This is a genomic window from Pseudobacteroides sp. (genome assembly GCF_036567765.1).
In the GTDB taxonomy this organism is placed as follows: domain Bacteria; phylum Bacillota; class Clostridia; order Acetivibrionales; family DSM-2933; genus Pseudobacteroides.
Map to the genome: position 1 here is coordinate 14,452 of NZ_DATCTU010000124.1, position 18,711 is coordinate 33,162.

At 36.8% G+C, this 18,711-nt stretch carries 16 protein-coding genes; 10 read left to right on the forward strand and 6 right to left on the reverse strand.

Features of this window, described 5'->3' with window-relative positions:
- The first annotated feature begins 9 nt into the window (after window positions 1–9).
- Entirely contained in the window at window positions 10–3,429 is a 3,420-nt protein-coding gene (locus VIO64_RS21535; RefSeq protein WP_331921808.1) for a hypothetical protein, read from the forward strand.
- A 64-nt stretch (window positions 3,430–3,493) separates the two neighbouring features.
- Here VIO64_RS21535 and VIO64_RS21540 read toward each other — a convergent pair whose 3' ends face one another.
- Window positions 3,494–4,693 (reverse strand): iron-containing alcohol dehydrogenase, encoded by a 1,200-nt coding sequence (locus VIO64_RS21540; protein ID WP_331921809.1) that lies wholly within the window; start codon window positions 4,691–4,693, stop codon window positions 3,494–3,496.
- Between the two features lie 153 nt (window positions 4,694–4,846).
- Between VIO64_RS21540 and VIO64_RS21545 the strand changes: the two genes are divergently transcribed.
- The 6 genes from VIO64_RS21545 to VIO64_RS21570 all read left to right on the forward strand — a co-directional run bounded on the left by VIO64_RS21545 (window position 4,847) and on the right by VIO64_RS21570 (window position 9,777).
- Window positions 4,847–5,614: a DNA-processing protein DprA gene (locus VIO64_RS21545; RefSeq protein WP_331921810.1), complete on the forward strand. Its 768-nt coding sequence runs from the start codon at window positions 4,847–4,849 to the stop codon at window positions 5,612–5,614.
- Between the two features lie 52 nt (window positions 5,615–5,666).
- Window positions 5,667–6,596, forward strand: a complete 930-nt coding sequence (locus tag VIO64_RS21550) for a YafY family protein (RefSeq protein ID WP_331921811.1) — start codon at window positions 5,667–5,669, stop codon at window positions 6,594–6,596.
- 148 nt (window positions 6,597–6,744) lie between these two features.
- Window positions 6,745–7,176, forward strand: coding sequence for a metal-dependent transcriptional regulator (locus VIO64_RS21555; RefSeq protein WP_331921812.1), 432 nt, complete (start codon window positions 6,745–6,747; stop codon window positions 7,174–7,176).
- Between the two features lie 32 nt (window positions 7,177–7,208).
- Entirely contained in the window at window positions 7,209–7,466 is a 258-nt protein-coding gene (locus VIO64_RS21560) for a FeoA family protein (protein ID WP_331921813.1), read from the forward strand.
- A 61-nt stretch (window positions 7,467–7,527) separates the two neighbouring features.
- On the forward strand, window positions 7,528–9,585 hold the full coding sequence (gene feoB, locus VIO64_RS21565; RefSeq protein WP_331921814.1) for a ferrous iron transport protein B: 2,058 nt from the start codon (window positions 7,528–7,530) through the stop codon (window positions 9,583–9,585).
- A gap of 51 nt (window positions 9,586–9,636) precedes the next feature.
- Window positions 9,637–9,777 (forward strand): hypothetical protein, encoded by a 141-nt coding sequence (locus VIO64_RS21570; protein WP_331921815.1) that lies wholly within the window; start codon window positions 9,637–9,639, stop codon window positions 9,775–9,777.
- A gap of 75 nt (window positions 9,778–9,852) precedes the next feature.
- Here VIO64_RS21570 and VIO64_RS21575 read toward each other — a convergent pair whose 3' ends face one another.
- Window positions 9,853–10,566, reverse strand: a complete 714-nt coding sequence (locus tag VIO64_RS21575) for an MBL fold metallo-hydrolase (protein WP_331921816.1) — start codon at window positions 10,564–10,566, stop codon at window positions 9,853–9,855.
- A gap of 61 nt (window positions 10,567–10,627) precedes the next feature.
- Entirely contained in the window at window positions 10,628–11,224 is a 597-nt protein-coding gene (locus VIO64_RS21580; RefSeq protein WP_331921817.1) for a TetR/AcrR family transcriptional regulator, read from the reverse strand.
- Between the two features lie 274 nt (window positions 11,225–11,498).
- Between VIO64_RS21580 and VIO64_RS21585 the strand changes: the two genes are divergently transcribed.
- Window positions 11,499–12,701 (forward strand): dockerin type I domain-containing protein, encoded by a 1,203-nt coding sequence (locus VIO64_RS21585; protein ID WP_331921818.1) that lies wholly within the window; start codon window positions 11,499–11,501, stop codon window positions 12,699–12,701.
- 174 nt (window positions 12,702–12,875) lie between these two features.
- Here the strand turns inward: VIO64_RS21585 and VIO64_RS23185 are convergent, their stop codons facing one another.
- Both VIO64_RS23185 and VIO64_RS21590 read right to left on the reverse strand, forming a co-directional pair.
- The gene (locus VIO64_RS23185) at window positions 12,876–13,004 is read right to left on the reverse strand and encodes an ACP phosphodiesterase (protein WP_414705339.1); all 129 of its coding nucleotides are present in this window, start codon (window positions 13,002–13,004) and stop codon (window positions 12,876–12,878) included.
- Window positions 12,979–13,137: an ACP phosphodiesterase gene (locus tag VIO64_RS21590; protein WP_331921819.1), complete on the reverse strand. Its 159-nt coding sequence runs from the start codon at window positions 13,135–13,137 to the stop codon at window positions 12,979–12,981. Before VIO64_RS21590 ends, VIO64_RS23185 begins: the two co-directional genes overlap by 26 nt.
- Window positions 13,138–13,355: 218 nt before the next feature.
- On the opposite strand from VIO64_RS21590, the gene VIO64_RS21595 reads away from it, so the two are divergent.
- Window positions 13,356–15,896 (forward strand): S8 family serine peptidase, encoded by a 2,541-nt coding sequence (locus tag VIO64_RS21595; RefSeq protein ID WP_331921820.1) that lies wholly within the window; start codon window positions 13,356–13,358, stop codon window positions 15,894–15,896.
- 97 nt (window positions 15,897–15,993) lie between these two features.
- Here the strand turns inward: VIO64_RS21595 and VIO64_RS21600 are convergent, their stop codons facing one another.
- Window positions 15,994–16,632 (reverse strand): hypothetical protein, encoded by a 639-nt coding sequence (locus VIO64_RS21600; protein ID WP_331921821.1) that lies wholly within the window; start codon window positions 16,630–16,632, stop codon window positions 15,994–15,996.
- A gap of 347 nt (window positions 16,633–16,979) precedes the next feature.
- On the opposite strand from VIO64_RS21600, the gene VIO64_RS21605 reads away from it, so the two are divergent.
- Window positions 16,980–18,677, forward strand: coding sequence for an MASE3 domain-containing protein (locus tag VIO64_RS21605; RefSeq protein WP_331921822.1), 1,698 nt, complete (start codon window positions 16,980–16,982; stop codon window positions 18,675–18,677).
- Window positions 18,678–18,711 lie beyond the last annotated feature (34 nt).

The following is an 18,711-nucleotide window of genomic DNA, read 5'->3' on the forward strand; positions in this document are numbered from 1 at the left end:
AACCTTAATATGAGACCACTTAAACCCAAAAAATCAGTTGAGGGTATAAGCAGGGCAAAGATGTATATAAAAAGAGATCTTGATTTGTTTATCGGTTACCCGAATCTAAACGGAAAGTGGATTTCCCAGCCTCAAGGCAAAGAGGTTCTTGAGATTGTTATAACAAGAGAAGATATCCATAAGGCCACATTTACAATAAATAAACTTGTTAGGGACTTTCCAAAAGCATTGCCTAAAATCGTAGGAGATGTAGAAAAGTGGAGTGACAGGTATAAAAGTTTGCTTGAGATACTAAAGCTTTCTATACATAATAAAGAAGCACTGCCTCAATCCCTTAACCGTAATAACCCACTATATGGGGATTTTGAGAAGAAATTATACAATAAAATAATAAGAGAAAATCCGTCTCTTGTTAAGGTGATAGACTGCATATCCTGGTTGACCTTCTTAAACCCTGAGACATTGAGGGATGCTTTGATTTGGACGAATAGTTATAGTAGATATATTGATAGAATTTACAAAAACTTTGGACACATAGAGGGAATGAAGCTTATTGTAAAGCTACGGCGACTTTCAATAGGTATTGGAGAGAAAAGAACCGAAATAATCTTTACATGGCTTACTGACCCTAGAATTAGTAATATAATAATGGATCAGGGGTATAAATATTCAAATCTGGTTGATTCGTCTCTTGGTAAAAAAAGAACCGATCCTGTGCCCGGTATTCCCAAGGCAAGGTTTGGAAATGACTATAAGAAGTGGATTGATTGGCTTTCAATGCAGGATAACCAGACTGCCAGAAGGTCAATTGATCTTTTTGATCTGGTCTGTGATATAGTCTTACTGGACAGGTGGGAGGAGTGGTGGAAATCCCTTGACAAAGCGATAAATTCTGCAAAAAGGATACCTCGTGATTTAGGTAGACACAATCCTTTAACAGCCAAACTCAATAACATTAGGGAAAAAATAAAGGTAATGGGCAAGAATACACCACCCGTCTTAAACTCAAAATTCTTATTCAATCTCCTAATGAATTGGTCGCAAAATGAAAAATTCAACAGATATAAGAAAATGTACAAAGTACTCAGTGAATTGCCAAAAGAATACGATAATGTCTCTGTTCGTTTTGCTTTTTGGATTTACTGGGATCACCTGATGGAACAAAATAAAGAATCTAAACAGAAAATTGTAGGAAATATAATAGATGAATTCTGTAAATTTGTCAGGATGCAAAAAGATTTCAAAAGGGCTTTAAGCCCATGGAGAAGGGTGCTTGATTCATGGAGGGCTTCAGAAGAAGTGATGCCTCATATTTTTACATTTGATGACGAAATTTTAGATGAGATAGAAGATCATAAATCCGTTTCACTTGTATTCAGCTTGTTAGGTCAGTTATACCAGGATAAGAGATTTGGTGAGTTTACAGGCAATGAGGATAGAAGGTTTGTTTTATTGTGCCTTGTTATGGAGGAAGAGCATGTGCTAGATAGCTTTTTTGAGCTGAGGAAGTATGGCATCTCAGATACCTATATAGAAAAAGATATATTAAAGCTATCTGCAGAAATTACAAGAGGAGATTACAGCAGATTCGGTTTTGTAACAAAGGCTCTTTTGGCTAATGTTGACAGGTATTACGACCATGCAAGGGTTTTAAGGCCCATTTTGAAGAAATGCAGCAACTCCTACCATAAAAATTTTGTTTCTGATGCTATTGAAGGAGGGCAGATAAGGGCATTGTGTTCAATAGCATTGGAGGCTGGAATAGTTGAGTTTTTTGGAGAGAATGCTGCTTCTCTACCTCCGCTCCTTGATCCAGAAATAGGTTGGATCGGAAGGTATCCGAAAGAACTTCATGAGGAGCTGATAAGTCTGGCTTGTATGGATGAGAATGCTGTAAACACTGCCAACAGGCTTCTTGCAAAGTACTATCCCGATCCGGAGATGCTCCGGGGTGAGATTGAGGAACTTCAATTAAAAATAAATAATGGTCAAGACTGGGAAGGATACTTAAAACTGCGAACCGACAAATTGAAACGAAGATTGACTGAAGGTCCGGTTAAGCTGGGAGAAGGAAAGCTTAATAACCTCTCGAAAAAGATCAGGCATGCAGGAATGATGGGTTTGTTGGAAAGGTTTAAGGAAGATAATCATATTTTTTTTAAAAAATGTCTTGCTCAAAATCTCAACCTGGATGAATTTCCTGATTGGCTTCAAAGAAAAGATATCCAAGAGGCGATTTTATCTTCGGTTGAACTGGATGTTAATTTCCGCGGTATAGTGACTAGGATACTCAAAAGAAGAGCAACTTCAATGCCATGGGACTTTAGAGACGAAGAAGCCAACAGTCAATTTATCGAAAGGATGAAATCAATAAACGTAGATATGACACCATGGATTGATGGTGATGACAAATTGGTCAGGGTGCTTCCTGACGGAGAAGAAATAGTATTCTCTATTGAAAGAGACCCTATAGAGATATTCAATATGGGTAAGCACTTCAAAACATGTCTGTCTCCCGGAGATATTAATTTTTTCTCGGTGTTTTCCAACATAATTGATATCAATAAGCAGGTTATATATGGGAGAACAAGAAGCGGTCATGTAAAGGCACGTGCACTCATTGTCTTAACTGATGATGGAGGGATATTGACATTTTATCCCTACTGCAATTATGGGAAAATAAACTTCAAGGATATATTAAAGGAATTTGTGCATAACATTGCATTTAAAATGAATACTGTAGTAATGCAAAGAGGCACAGTAAGTAAGCTAATAGCACCTCGGTGGTATGATGACGGCCCTTATGACCTGGTCGGTGAGTTTCCTTTTGCACAAGACCAATCTGAGTTTAGAATAGGCTTATCTAAGTGGAATAATGATGAAGTGCTGGAAAACATGTTAAAAGCTGTGGAGCCTATAGGATTAAATGAGAGGACAATACCCTTGTTTGTTTCCCTGCCTGAAATAAAGGAATGCAAGGCTCTTGTTGAGGTTATATATCCATTTGTTTTAAAGCTTAAGGTTTTATCTTCCGATTCATTTTTGAATTATTTACAGGTACTACTAGATATGGAAAAGTGGGATATGCTTCAAAAGTTGTTACCCAAAATTGTTGATCATGTATTAAGTACTTATAGGGAAGGCAGCTATTGGAGCATCTGTGAGTGGGTTGAGCTGCTTTTAAAAATATCACCCGTTAAGGCATTGTATATAATAAAAAAGACCCGTTCACAAAATAGCCGTAACTGGGAAGATGAGGAGTGTGAAAGAATTGCAGCTGTCGGTAGAGCTTATTTAATGCTTAACCGACCAAAACAGGCAGCTAAAATGTTTTCCATTGCCTTAAATGAAAACGGATATTTAAGTAGTGAGACAAGAGAGTTTTGCAAAAATCAGATTGTGAAAGAAGGTGGAGCCCAGCTGCCTTAAAATCTGGTTTAAGGTTTATTGACAGCTGGGAACACAAACCCAAATTTTTATATGTGTCAACCCGTTATAAAGATCTCATATAAATATCCCTGACCACCGATCTGGAGGCTTCTACGGGTGCTAATGAAAGCAACGCTGCAAGGCCTGGGGTATCAAAAGCAAGATTTGTAAGACGATCAACATCGTTTTCAGAAAAACCTGCATTCTTTAAGCCAGGAGGAATTCCCATTGCAGAAATCCAGTTCCTTAATTCGGCAAACACCTTGTCTGCCTCATCTGCAGTTCCTTTTAAGTCAGGAATTATTGGCGACAGCACATCCGCCAGGGTTTGACCTGCTGCAGAGTATATTTGGCTAACAACAGCAGGGACTATAAGTGCAAGGCCCAAACCATGTGCCAGATCAGGCTTAATTGCACTTAAAGGATGCTCAAGTGCATGAGTAAAATGGAGAAGGCCGTTATCAAAAGATATACCTGCAATCATGGATGCATATGTTAAGAAATACCTGGCTTTTAAGTCTTTAGGGCTTTCTTTGGCTATTGGAAGATATTTTGCAATCAGTCTGGATGTTTCCTTTGCGAGCAATATGGAGTAGGGACTTGCAGCCTTTGATGTGCATGCTTCGATCACATGATTTAAAGCGTCAATTGTAACAAAAACCGTTTGATCATCAGGTAGGTTTGTCATAAGTTCAGGATCATCAATTGAATATACAGGGTAAATGAAATCAAAGGCTATATAAGGCTTAAATTCTTTTTCCGGGATGGATACAACTGCAAACCTGTCTATTTCTGTGCCAGTCCCATGTGTTAGATTAATCGCTATAAGTGGAACCGCTGAGTTGGGAGTAAAGACATATTCAAAAAGTTCCTGGGCATTGTTTTGAGGATACTTTATCAGTATCGCAACACTTTTAGCAGCATCTATAGGGCTTCCGCCGCCAATTGATATTACCGCCTGGGCACCAAATTCAATTGCCTGCTTTGCTGCTTCATCTACTTGATGGGTTGTCGGGTTTGGGGTTATGCCATCATATATGGTATAGCTGATTTTGTTTTGCTCTAATGCCCGGACCACATAATCCCATGCACCTGTGGATTTGTATGCATTTTTACCTGTAACGGCAATTATTTTAGTTATGTTCTTGCTTCTTAAATCTAGGGCTATATCATTGATTTTATTTATTGCACCTACTCCTAAGTACACTATTGACCGTGACCTAATCTCACAAACCTGTTCAATATTGATAGAATTCTCCCACATTAAAATCACCCTTTCCATTAAAAATAAAATATGTATAATAATAACAATTAATAGTATATAACACCATGATTATTAATACAAGAATAATAATTTTCCTGTTGTATAAGTGAAATCTATTTTATAATTAATATAGCAAGAAAGTGTGAAAGAGGAGTGGTCATTATAGAAAATACTGAAATATTAGCCTTGCTTTGTACAGAAGGGGTAGGGCGAAAAAAGGTATTGGAAGCAATAAAGGGTGAATCGGACTGTCTGCCCTCAGCTAAAGCAAGGATGAAAGCTCAAAATATACTGGAAAGATGCAGTTTTCTTGATATAAGCATTATAGGGTATAATGAATTGCCCCTTTCTCTTCAAGAGATAAGTGATCCGCCTGCCTTATTGTTTGTTAAGGGGAATAAGGATGTATTATATAGTGAAAGTTGCGGAGCAGTTGTAGGGACGAGAACTCCAAGTATTGAGGGAGAGGAAAAAGCTAAAGAAGTTACAGAAATTTTGGTGGAGGAAGGAAAAGTTATTGTTAGCGGTTTAGCCCTAGGGATAGACACAATAGCACATAGAACTTGTGTTTATAAAAATGGTCTTACTATTGCGGTATTGCCTTCACCCATTGACAGAGTATATCCTGCAATAAATGATGAGTTAGCAGATAGAATTACTGACAAAGGGTGTCTTGTAAGTGAGTATATGCCGGGTGTACAGTTGCAAAAATATTTTTTTGTGCAAAGAGATAGGCTACAGGCAGCTTTGTCAGGCTCTGTGTATGTTATAGAAACAAGCATTAAGGACGGTACAATGCATACAGCAAATTATGCAACTAAATACGGCAGGGAATTATATTGCTGCAGCTATTCTTTGCAAAATCATGGTAACGAGGGAAATTTTCAGCTTTTGAAGGACAAGGCCAAAGTGTTTCCATAATATGAGTCAGCAATAGGTTTTATGCTTATATAAAAGATATGAGGTGTAGGGTATGAAACTAGAGAGAATGCTTGCCATTATTATGTATTTATCCGGCAAGGAGAAGGTCAAAGCCCGGGAACTTGCAGAAAAGATGGAAGTGTCTGTTAGAACGATATATAGGGATATTGAGGCTATATCCTATGCAGGCATACCCATAACGACTTTTCAGGGAGCGAATGGAGGATTGGGAATTGTTGAAGGCTTCAAGTTGGACAAGAGTGTTCTTTCAAGTGAAGAAATTCTGTCCATACTCGCAGGATTAAGAGGGCTTCATAGCATCAACAGGGACCAGAAGACAAAGTTCCTAATTGAGAAGCTGTCTGTAGTAGCAAACAAATCAGAGTATATGCCTGCAGGCAATGAGATTGTCATAGATTTATCCTCATGGAATAAGAATGACAGGCTGTACTTAAGGATAGATAAACTCAAAAAGGCAATTCGTCAGCAAAATATTATTGATTTTAAATACTATACAAACGGAAGCCTTACTACCAGGAAAATTGAGCCTTGCGTAATCCTTTTTAAAGAGTCCAACTGGTATCTTTATGGCTTCTGCCTTTTAAGAAATGATTTCAGGCTGTTTAAGCTAAAAAGAATCTCTGATTTTAAAATCACTGATGAGAAGTTTACAATGAGGGAATATTCAATTGAAGACCTTAATTTAAGTGGAGACTTTGATATGGGTAGGCAGTCAGAGATTGTATTACTGTTTGAAAAGTCCATGAGGTATGCTGTTGATGACATTTTTGGAGTCGACAACTATGAGATAATGAAAGACGGCAGGATAAAGGTGAAGTTTAATATGGGAATAAACGATTGGCTGTATGGTTTTTTATTGAGTTTCGATGATAAGGTAGAAGTGTTGGAGCCTTCGTGTTTAAGGGATCGAATAAAAAGTATCGCTCAAAATGTTATAAAAAAATACAACAACAAAAAGTAAGTTTCTATTGACAATAGGTATGTTATTCGGTAAAATGTTAGGTAAGACTAATATTAATGAGAATGATTATCAATACCAATTATATTATACATATTTGAAAAGTGAGTGAGTTTTAATAATACTTTTCACATAGCAACAGGAGATTTAAATGTCAAAAGATATGACTTTGTCTGCATCCATGCAGGATTACCTTGAGGCTATAGCTGAATTGGAAGAGGAAGAAGGTATCGTAAGGATTACCGATATCGCCAACAAGCTTGATATAGCCAAAGCAAGCGTAAACCAGACAGTTAAAAAGCTTAAGGATATGTCATTGGTAACGCAGCAAACCTATGGGCCTGTAGAGCTTACCGATAATGGAAGACAACTGGCTAACAGGATAAGGCTAAGACATAAGAAGCTCAGGCAGTTCCTTATAGAGGTGCTTGGGGTAGATGCGGATATAGCTGAGAAGGATGCTTGCTTGATGGAGCATGCTGTAAGTGCTCAGACTATGGATAGATTAACTGATTTTCTTTGTACAAATGGTTATATGATTGCAGAGTGTGATATAAAAGACAGCGAAAATGTTGAGGATTAAAACAATGTAAGGTTTTGAAACGGAGGGGTAATATGAGTGAGGTAAATGTAAAGAAGGATAAAATAATAGCACTTAGTGAGCTTAAAAAAGGCGAAAAGGGAAAGATAGTGAGGGTAGCTTCTAGAGGAGTTATTCGCAAAAGGATTACAGAAATGGGAATTACCAGCGGTACAGAGGTTCAGGTTAAAGGATTTGCTCCATTTGGAGATCCTATGGTACTTGGTGTAATGGGTTATAGATTGGGGCTTAGAAAGTCTGAGGCTCAGGATATATTTGTCGAAGTTATATAAAATTTTATATATTTTTTAGATAAAAGTTAGGCGGACCTAACTAGCGGGAGTGAATAATAGTATGGCAAATAACAGTGTGATAAATAATGGTGTAAGAGAATATGTACTAGCTTTGGCAGGCAATCCCAACTCGGGTAAAACCTCGCTGTTTAACAGTCTTACAGGGGCAAGGCAGCATGTGGGTAATTGGCCTGGGGTAACAGTAGAGAAAAAGGAAGGAAGCTATGTGGCGGATGGCAATACAATCAGGGTAATTGATTTGCCTGGTACCTACAGTCTTGGAGCATTATCGGAAGATGAGGCGGTAGCCAGAGAATATATTATAAATGAAAAGCCTGATGTTGTTGTAAATATTGTAGATTCAACAAATATTGAAAGGAATATGTATCTTACTGCACAGCTATTGGAGATGGGAGCCAATGTTGTTGTTGCACTTAATATGTTTGATGAGGCAAAAGCCAGAAATATTGAAATAGATATTAATGGACTGTCAACCTTACTTGGGGTGCCGGTATTGGCAACCATTGCAACAAAAAGCCAGGGACTCGATGAATTAACGGAGCTGTTTTTCCAAGCTGCCCGTAAGGAAAGTAATAAGCCATTAATAATTAATTATGGAAAAGAAGTTGAGGAAGCAATAAAGAAGCTGCAGGAAGAAATAAACAAGGAAGATGCACTGATTGAAAGATATAATGCCAGATGGCTTGCCGTTAAGCTTTTAGAAGGCGATGCAGGAATAATAAATAATGTAAGAAATTGTGGAATTTACGACAAGCTTGAGAAGATTAGAAGTGAAAGTGTAAGAAAGCTGGAATCCTTATGGGGGGATGATATTGAAGCGGTAATTGCTGAAAAAAGATATGGGTTTATTAAGGGGATAGTAAAAGAGACCGTTAAGAGACAGATGTCGGCAGAGGAGAAGCTTACGGTAACTGATAAAATTGATTTGGTGGTTACCAATAGGTTTTTAGGTATTCCTATTTTTCTTTTGGCAGTGTGGGGAGTTTTCCAATTTACTTTTACTCTAGGCAACCCTTTAGCTGACCTTATTGAAGCATTCTTCGGATGGTTTGGAGAGTTTGTAAGAGGTGGTATTCAATCGGCAGGTGCACCAGAACTGGTTGTATCGCTTATTGTTGATGGTATAATCGGTGGTGTCGGGTCGGTAATTGTATTTATGCCAAATATATTCCTTCTGTTTTTTGCAATTTCTCTCCTTGAGGACAGCGGTTATATGGCGAGGGCTGCGTATATCATGGACCGGTTTATGCATACATTAGGCCTCCATGGAAAGTCTTTCATCCCCATGATTGTCGGGTTCGGGTGCAATGTACCCGGAGTTCTTGCAACAAGAACCCTTGAGAATAAAAGGGATAGGTTGGTTTCGATATTGATTAATCCGCTTATGTCCTGTTCCGCAAGACTTCCTGTATATATAGTATTTACCGGTGCTTTCTTTAGTGCAAACCAGGGGATAGTAATCTTTTCGTTATATCTTTTAGGAATAGTTTTGGCTATTGGGGTAGGAGTTATTTTTAAAAAGCTTGTTTTTAAGGGAGAGACATCTCATTTTGTAATGGAGCTTCCTCCTTATAGACTTCCAACGCTAAAAAGCACATTTATTCACATGTGGGACAGAGGAAGCGACTTTATTGTTAAGGCAGGTACTATAATAGTTGCAGTAGTTGTACTTGTTTGGGTGCTTTCAAGCCTTCCGGCAGGAGTCGAGTATGCGAGCCGTGAAAGCTTTTTAGGGCAATTGGGAGCTTTTATCTCACCGATTTTCAAACCAGCCGGCTTTGGAAACTGGGAAGCTGCAGTGGCACTTTTGTTTGGTGTAGTTGCGAAGGAAGTGGTAGTTGGTACCCTTGGTGTTGTTTACGGGGTTCAGGATGAAGGCCTTCAATCAGTAATTGCTAAGATGTGGACCCCTCTAACGGCGTACTCATTTATGGTTATGACACTTATTTACATTCCATGTGTAGCCACTATAGGTGCAATAAAGAGGGAGACCAACTCATGGGCATGGACGTTTTTTGCAATAGGTTATAGTTTGGTACTGGGCTGGGTTATGTCCGTTCTGGTATACCAAATAGGATCGCTTTTAGGATTTTCGTGATAATTCACTTTCATATAAAAGTAATTTAACTATCGGAAAGAGGTGGTAGTAATGGACGCTACATGGATAATACCCATCTTGGCTGGGGCTTTGGCAGCTTTATATATAGGATATAAAGTAAAAAGGGCATTTAAAAATGGTGAGTGCGGATCGTGCCGCGGGTCATGCAGCAGTAATTGTAAAAAAGGATGATGAGTCTGAGGGGCAGAAAAGGGTATAATGATGACCATTTTGGTTTAAAATTAATGGCTCGAATCAAAAAGGTCATCACTGTTTTTTGTACCCATTCATAGCAAAAGGTTTTCCATGACCGGGATATACTGTATTAACATTAAGTTCACGCAATAAATCAACACTTTTGTCCAGAGCATTAAAATTAAGGGCGTTTGGTGAAGCTTGCGGTTTTTTTATATACGCAAGCGTGTCTCCAGCTATAAGATGACCGCTTGCGGTGTATATTGCAATTGAGCCTGGTGTATGTCCAGGTATATGTATAATCTTTGCATCGAACCCATAATGGGATAGATTGTCACAATTGTTTAGCAGAATGTCAGGTGTAAACCCTCTAAAATTACTAAGTATCCTTCTATTCGCCATTTCAATCTTTTTTCTAAAAGCTTTGAAAAGTATTCTAAGAAACAAAGACCTGAAATTAAAGCTTTTCATGACATCATCAAGATCAGGGTTTTCAACTAAATTTAAATCACCCTTATGCATGGCGATTTTTGCTTGATATTTTTCTTTTAAAAATACTGCGTTGGCTGTATGATCATAGTCCCCATGGGTTAAAACTATCAGTTTGAGATTAGTAGAATTGCAGCCTGCCTTATCCAGCTCTTTTTCAAGCAGTTCCTGGCGGTTTGTGATTACTTTGTCAGTTACTATAAAGCCGCCTGTATCAAATAAGACAAATACATTGTCTTGCTTACCTAGATAGCAATTAACCGCTCCGAGATTTATCCATATTATTTCCTGATTCATAAATACCTCCATCTTACTTGCTGCATATACCGCCTATTAATGATCGTAGATTCAGTTTTGATCATGAATCATGATTTTTATGATAGGCACCATGAGTTTCCAAGTACGCTTTTAAGAACAAATTATCAAACTCTTTCCTACCAATATTAAAATATTTGGTCCAGGAATCAGCAAAGCATAAATATGCATACATGGGGATAAAGCTTGTAAAGAATTCTGCTATTCTTCTTTCCTGGATATCGTAGTTTTGGGTATTTGCAGTTTCTTTTTCCTTATCAATCATTGCTTCTACTATTTTAAAAAGAACGGGTGTATCTTTAAATTTTTTAAGAGAATCTATAAGTATTACTCTAAGCAGGTCAGCATTTTTTTGCCCGAAATCATAATAAACATTTTTCATCCTATCAGGAATTTCTGCTGCTTTTTCCTTATGTGTTTCACCAGGTTTTGCTGCAATTATCCTAAGGTACTCGTTAATGAAATTGGTGGTCAGTACCTCCAAAATCTCATCCTTACTTTTAAAATGATAGTAAATCAAAGATTTAGGTACCTTGGCTTCCCTTGCAATTTCATCAATGCGGGACCCCTCAAAGCTTTTTTCGGCAAAGATTTTTATAGCAGTTTGTAAAATTCTTTCCCTTGCATTTAGATTCTTCATTTGATTACCTCATAACTATATATTGTAACACTGAACGTTCAGTACTAATTTTATCACGCAGCTTGAAGTAAGTCAAGTTTCAAGACTAAATAATCACAAATTGAGAAATGATAGCTTGATTTTGTTTCTGCTAAATTATAGTATATTAATTAAGAGTATATAGCGATTTTGTACAGGTCTAGGAAATTGTGATGTATACTACATCACAATTTTTCACGACAACGACCAAGGTTGCAAAATCGTAAACGATTTTGGACAATAAGGGGGTAGAGAGATGTCAAAGAAAGCATTTAAAAAAGCCATTACAATGTTCTCGGTATTTATGACCATGGTAACAGCAGGTACCTGCATTAACACTTACGCAGACAGTGGTACCGAGTATACCGTATCCGGGTTTGTAAAGCCTGAGTTTATAAGTTCAAGCAGTCCAAATTCACAACTTTCAGGATTCAATATTACAGTTGAAGGAACACAGATATCAAATCAAAGTGATTCAAAAGGGTATTTTGAGCTTACAAATGTGCCTAGCAGTAATTCGAGTATTACTATAAGACTGTCCAAGGCAGGGTATTTGACAAGACCCATATCTATTATGCCCATTTCTAGTAATATATTTTTATCGGCAAAAGGCTTGCCAATCGATATTTGGGCTGGAGACTTCAATGGGGACATTGCAATAAACATGGCAGATATAATTGAATTTGCAAAGGGATTTAATGCAGTGTCTACGGGTGAAAAATATAAAGAGGTCCTCGATATAAATAATGATGGAGCAATAAATATGAGTGATATTATGATAATCATTAATCACTTCGGTAAAACAGCTAATGATTATCCGGGAAATATTACCTCAACAATTGTAGCTCAAAGCCCGACACCTACAGTAACTTCTACACCGACTAAAAGGCCTACAGCAACTCCAACTGTAACTCCAACTGTAACTCCAACGCCGACAAAGGTGCTAACTCCTACACCATCTGCAGTGGCAGGGAAGGTTACTTACATCCTTATAAAGGTCAGTTCACCAACTGCCGATCAGCTTTCTGCCTATCAAGCTATAACAGCAGCTATGGACAAGGCTGTATCATACTACAATCAGTATACAAACATCACGCTAAATTTAAAAGTTTATTACGAACCTACAGTTGCAACTGCCGATGCCAACTTCAACGGTACTATACGATTTGGCAAAAAAGAGTATATGAATCATATAACAGCCATGCATGAGATTGCACATACTACAGGTGTAGGGACTACATCTCAGTATAGGGCGTTAATTGTTAATGGTAATTTCACAGGCACAAATGCCACAAATCAATTAAGAGCTATTAGCGGCAATCAACAAGATGTATTACATGGAGATAGCCAGCATTTTTGGCCGTATGGACTTAATTATACCAGTGAGGTTAAATCGGAAAATGACCTTATCAATCATTGTAAAATAGTCAATGCAATGAGAAAAGACATGGGCTTTTAAGCAAAATAACACCTTTAATATCCATATAATTTGTAATTAATTCTAGGAAAGCGGGTAGCAGGTTATATTGATGAGTTCATGTATGACACTACATTGGTAGATCTCAAATGAAGGCTTTTAATAAAAAATCAGCTCCAAATGTTTAACCAGAAGGGCTGATTTTTTTATTAAAGTTTAATGGCATTGCAACTCACTTATAGAAGCAACTAACGAATTATTGGGAACCGATAGCCTTTTTGAAATCCTTTCTAGTGATTTTTCAATGCCGGCAGTTTCTCTATATGATAGGAGCCAGTTTTCTATGCATTAAAATGCCTTCTCTGATGTCTTTCTCAAATTTAATGTCATCAGTTATATTTACGAAATTACCAAGCAGGTTGCCGAGCATATGTTTGTCATTATTATCTGAAAGATATATGTGGGCTAAATAGTTCATTCTGATCCTCTCAAAATATGTCTAAGCTACTATAAGATATTATAATAAGCGAAAAATCAATGTCAATATACATAACAAAAAGTGTATTCCCAATTGCCACTTTACAAAAATGTTTATTAATAACATAAAAGGGTATATAGTAATAAATTTACAAACTGTTTATAGAAATGTACGTGATCAATTTATAACAACGGACAACAAAAAGGAGGCTAAACGATATGAAGTCAGTATCTATTTATATTATAATAACAACTCTATTCATAATACTGTATACTCCGGTTTCAAATGCAAGTTCAGAAAGAAATTATTTTTCAGCGGATATAAGGCAATCAAAAATAGAATCGGTAATTGAGCGTTTTCCAAACAAAGAAGTAATTTCTGAAATATCCCAAGCAGGATCAGACAATGGTGACACATACAGAAAAAACACACTTATAAGTGTGAAAAGCAAATACCATTTTATCCGTATTGAAGATACTGTTAGAGTAAACATGCTGAATAAATTGGAGGGGGAGCAGATTGTTGATAGTAAGGCAATGGTTGCTGATCATGTTATTGTAACGCTAAAGCCTGGGGTAAGGGAGGAAGAGTTATTGCCTCTTGCCACCCAATTTAAAGGCAGAATAAGAAAAAAACTTGATTTTCCTTCAAACACTTACCTTGTGAGCTTTAAGGATTACACAAATTTTAATGAATATAACAGAATATCGAGGCTGTTAAAAAATCAGGATATTGTGAAGTATGTAGGGCCTGATTATATAGCATTTACTTCTGAAATGCCAAACGATCCGGGTTTTGACAAACTTTGGGGGCTATATAATACAGGGCAAACAGGCGGTACTCAAAATTCAGATATTAACGCACCGGGGGCATGGGACATAACAAAAGGAAGCAGAGATGTAACAGTAGCGGTTATCGACACAGGGGTTGACTATAACCACTCTGACCTTCATGAAAATATGTGGATGAATCCTGGTGAAGTTCCCGGCAACGGAGTTGACGATGATGAGAACGGTTTTGTTGATGATGTCTATGGATGGGACTTTGTAAACAATGATAGTGATCCAATGGATGATAATATGCATGGAACCCACTGTGCAGGAATAATTGGTGCAGTAGCCAATAATAGAATTGGTATTGCGGGTGTCAACTGGAATGTAAGGATTGCTGCCCTGAAGTTTTTGGACAGCGATGGGTTCGGTGCACTATCGGATGCTGCTCAAGCCATTAATTATGCAGTTAAAATGAATATACCGATTACTTCAAACTCATGGGGAGGGGGAGGTAGCGTTCCCGTTCTTGAGGAAGCGTTTAGAAATGCAGGAGATAATGGAGTATTGAGTATTGTTTCGGCAGGGAATTCAAACAGGGATGTTGATAAATACCCCCATTATCCCGCTGCCTACACGTTTCCAAGCATAATATCTGTTGCAGCAACCGACCATAACGATAATTTAGCGTGGTTTTCTAATTATGGCAAATCAGCAATTGATATTGCGGCACCTGGTGAAAGTATTTACAGCACAATTCCTGGTAACCATTATGCATATATGGATGGAACTTCAATGGCTGCACCCTATATTTCAGGAGCAGCAGCACTTTTAAAGTCATATGACAAATCGTTGACAAACATGGAAATTAAGGATGCCATTATGAGTAATGTTGACTCTATAGATTCATTAGAAAACCGTTTGGTGTCAGGAGGAAGATTGAACATATACAAAGCTTTAAGCAGCATAGTTTCACCACCAACTCCAACCCCAACACCTGAGCCTGTTATGGGAGATCTGTCCGTTATGGCGTATAACCCAAACAAACAGAATCCAAGTAACAGCATTTATACCGATTATCTGCTGACAAATTCAGGCAGCACCACTGTCAAGCTTGCGGATGTCAAACTAAGGTATTACTATACAATAGACGGCGAGAGGGAACAAAACTTCTGGAGTGATTGGTCAACAGTAGGGAATTCAAATATAAGAGGTACGTTTACCAAAATGTATCAGGATTCAAGAGACTCAAATTATTACCTTGAGGTTGGGTTTACAGAAGGTGCAGGATTTATGGGTCCAGGTAGTTCAATTATAATAAAAACAAGATTTGCGAAAGCTGATTGGTCAAATTATAATCAATTAAATGATTTTTCATTCAACCCTACTGCCAATTATTTTACACCCTGGGGTAAGGTAAGTGCTTATATGAATAACACATTGGTATGGGGGACTGAACCTGCAGGCAATAATACTACTCAGGATGTAACTCCAACTGTGACAACACCTACGCCGTCACCAGTACCCACATCAGGTTCTTTGAGTGTCCACTATTATCCTTCAAATCCACAACATTTAGCAAACAGTATTAATTCCAATATTAAGTTGGTTAATAGCGGGGGTACAGCTGTGAATTTAGCAGATATTAATTTAAGATATTACTATACTGCGGATGGAGAGAAGGAGCAAAGTTTCTGGTGTGATTGGTCAAATGCAGGAAGTGCAAATGTGAGTGGTAAGTTTATAAAATTGTCTCAACCAATATACAATGCAGATAATTACGTTCAAATTTCTTTTACCAGTAATGCAGGTACATTAATGCCAGGTGAGACAGTGGAGGTCAGATTCAGAATTTCCAAATCAGACTGGTCCGGCTACAATCAATCAAATGATTTTTCATTCAATCCTTTGCAATCTTACACGCCTTATGATAAAGTACCTGCATATATATCAGGATCACTAGTTTGGGGGATTGAACCGAAATATTAAAACATACTGGAGCATTAGAAAATAATAGAATAGTTTTTTAAATAAAACAAAACCATGGGGTTATACGTCAATAGCCCTATGGCTTTATTTTGATTCTTTACTCCGCTATGTCGAGGGTTGCCAGCATAGCCCAAAAACCAGGTGTTATGCCTTCGGCAATTTCTTTAAGTGGCATGTAAAATGTGAAAGCAAACTTCTCGTTGCTGACTGTCTTGGCAACTTGAAGGATGCTTGTTTTTAAACCGGATGAGTCTATTGATTCGGTTATAAAGCTAAAGCTTGAATTTTGGAAGTTTTTATGAAAAAGGGTTGAGGGCTCAATCTCTGTTACCTGGCCTAATTGTTTGAAAGATTTCAACTGCTCAGTTTTGTACTTCTGAAGATCTGTATTCTTATCAAGTTTTTCAATTTTTACAAAGAAGCTATCATCCTGTTTTGAGTATATTATATCTTTTCCAGGCTCTTCAGCGGCAAGTCTATATTTGTCCAGTATATAAAATTCATATCCGGATTGTTGACTCTTGGTTAAAACTGCCTGATGCATTTCTGTGTTACCCTCAACAAAGACCTCAATTTCTTTGCTTTTTGCTTTTTTCTGAGCAGGACTTGGCTTTGATTCAACATTTACTTTAGAACTCTTAGGGATTGAAACAGATGAATCCTTAGGCCAGTAGCTGCAAGCGGTAAGCGATATTCCTATAAATACTAAAGTGGGTATTAATAAAGATTTTTTCATGATATTACCTCCAAATCCATGTGATGTTAACTGTATAAGGTTTGTAAATAACCGCCATATAGTCACTATAAGCCAGCCATAATTGATTATTGGCAACTGTAATTATAAGACGAATAGTTTAGTCAAAAGTTCCATTTGGAAAGAAGGGTATTCTCTTTTGCTTCTGGTTTGCTAATATTATTATTTTATTTTAAATTGTTGACATCTTTCAGGCAACAATTTAAAATAAAGAAAAAATAAAGATAGAACAAAAACATTGTAATTTTATAACTTTAGTATGGTATACATTCGATAGTCTAAATTATATAATAGGTATATGTTTGCCAATTTAAATAGGAGTTTAAAAATTGTCCAAAACATTGAACTTTTTGAGTTTAAAGAAAATAATTAAATATATATTTAATTATAATCAGCTTATTTGGCTTTTTGCTGTTATTATTTTTTCTGCAATACTTTTTGAAAAGATGTTTCTTCTAGCTCCTCTTTTTAATAAGACTATTGGTGTTTCGTCATATCTATCCTGGCACACCATATTTGAATTTATAAGCATATTGGTATCCTTTTGTGTATTTATCCTATCCTATTATGCATATAGGCAAAATCGACGCTTGAGAGGAATATTTATTGCAAATGTCTTTTTAATAATGGGAATTATTGATATATTTCATACCCTTAGCTTCAAAGGAATGCCATATTTCTTAATTGAAAACAGTAATGCAAACAGGGCGACTACATATTGGATTATTGCAAGACTTATTGGAGCAATTGGCATTACTGTGGGGAGCTTTATCAAAATAAATAAAAAATCCCGCATTAATCGAAAAGTTTTTTTGGTCATCTCCATTGCTTTTTCCTTATCAATAGTGGTTGTTGTAACATACCTCCCACATGCTCTGCCAGCTATGTATATTGAGGGGATAGGAGTAACAAAAATAAAAAAGGTCTTGGAGTATATAACAATAATTTGTTTATGCTTTGCGGGAATAATGTTTTTGCATCAATACTTACGAAGGAAAGACAATTCAAATCTTATGTTTGCTATTGCAATCACTACCAGTATCTTTAGTGAACTGGCATTTATAAGATATAATTCTGTGTATGATATACATAACTATATAGGACATGTTTATAAGTTTATTTCTTACTTTATAGTTTTTAGGATAGCTTTTATCAATAATATTGAAAAACCCTATCTGGCATTGTATAAAGCCAAAAACAAAATAAAAGCATATGCAGGGAATTTAAATAAACTTGTGGATGAGAGGACCAAGGAATTATATCATATGAACCAAAAGCTTCTTGAAGATCTTGAATGTGCCAGAGATATTCAGAAAGCTATACTGCCTCAAAGTTTACCGAACAATGAGAAGGTAAACTTTAAAGCTGTATATTATCCCGCAGAAAGAGTGAGCGGGGACTTTTACAATATATTCAGGCTGGATGATCATAGGATAGGAATGTACATAGGTGATGTTTCAGGGCATGGGGTTTCGGCAGCAATGCTTACCATCTTTTTGAACCAAAGCATAAAAACCACAAAGGAGCTGGACGGAAACAGGTTTGATGTTATTCATCCTTCCAAGGTTTTAGAAAATCTTTATGAGTTATATAACAAAGTGAATTTTAAGGATGAGGTATATATTTTATTGCTTTATGCAATTTATAACATAAAAACAATGGAGCTTCAATATTCATCTGCAGGTATGAATGTTCAGCCGCTGATAGTAAAAAATAACGGCGAGATTCTGGAAATGGATATAAATGGTCTTCCAATATGTAATCTTATAGATATATGCCCGGCGGAATATTTAGATAAAACGATTAAATTGGAAAATGGAGATAAAGTGTTTTTTTATACTGATGGGCTTATAGAGCTCAATAATAAAAGTACAGGAGATTCTTTTACAAAAGATCATTTGCAAAAAATGCTGGCAGATTGTGGTAGCAGGGATATTTGCAAAGAGGTTGAAAAGAATATAAAGGGAATTTGCAGCAATGGCGGGCAAAAGGATGATGTTACTTTCTTTGTTATGGAAGTCAATTAATACTAGCCGCTTTGTTACATAAAGATGCTGTGAC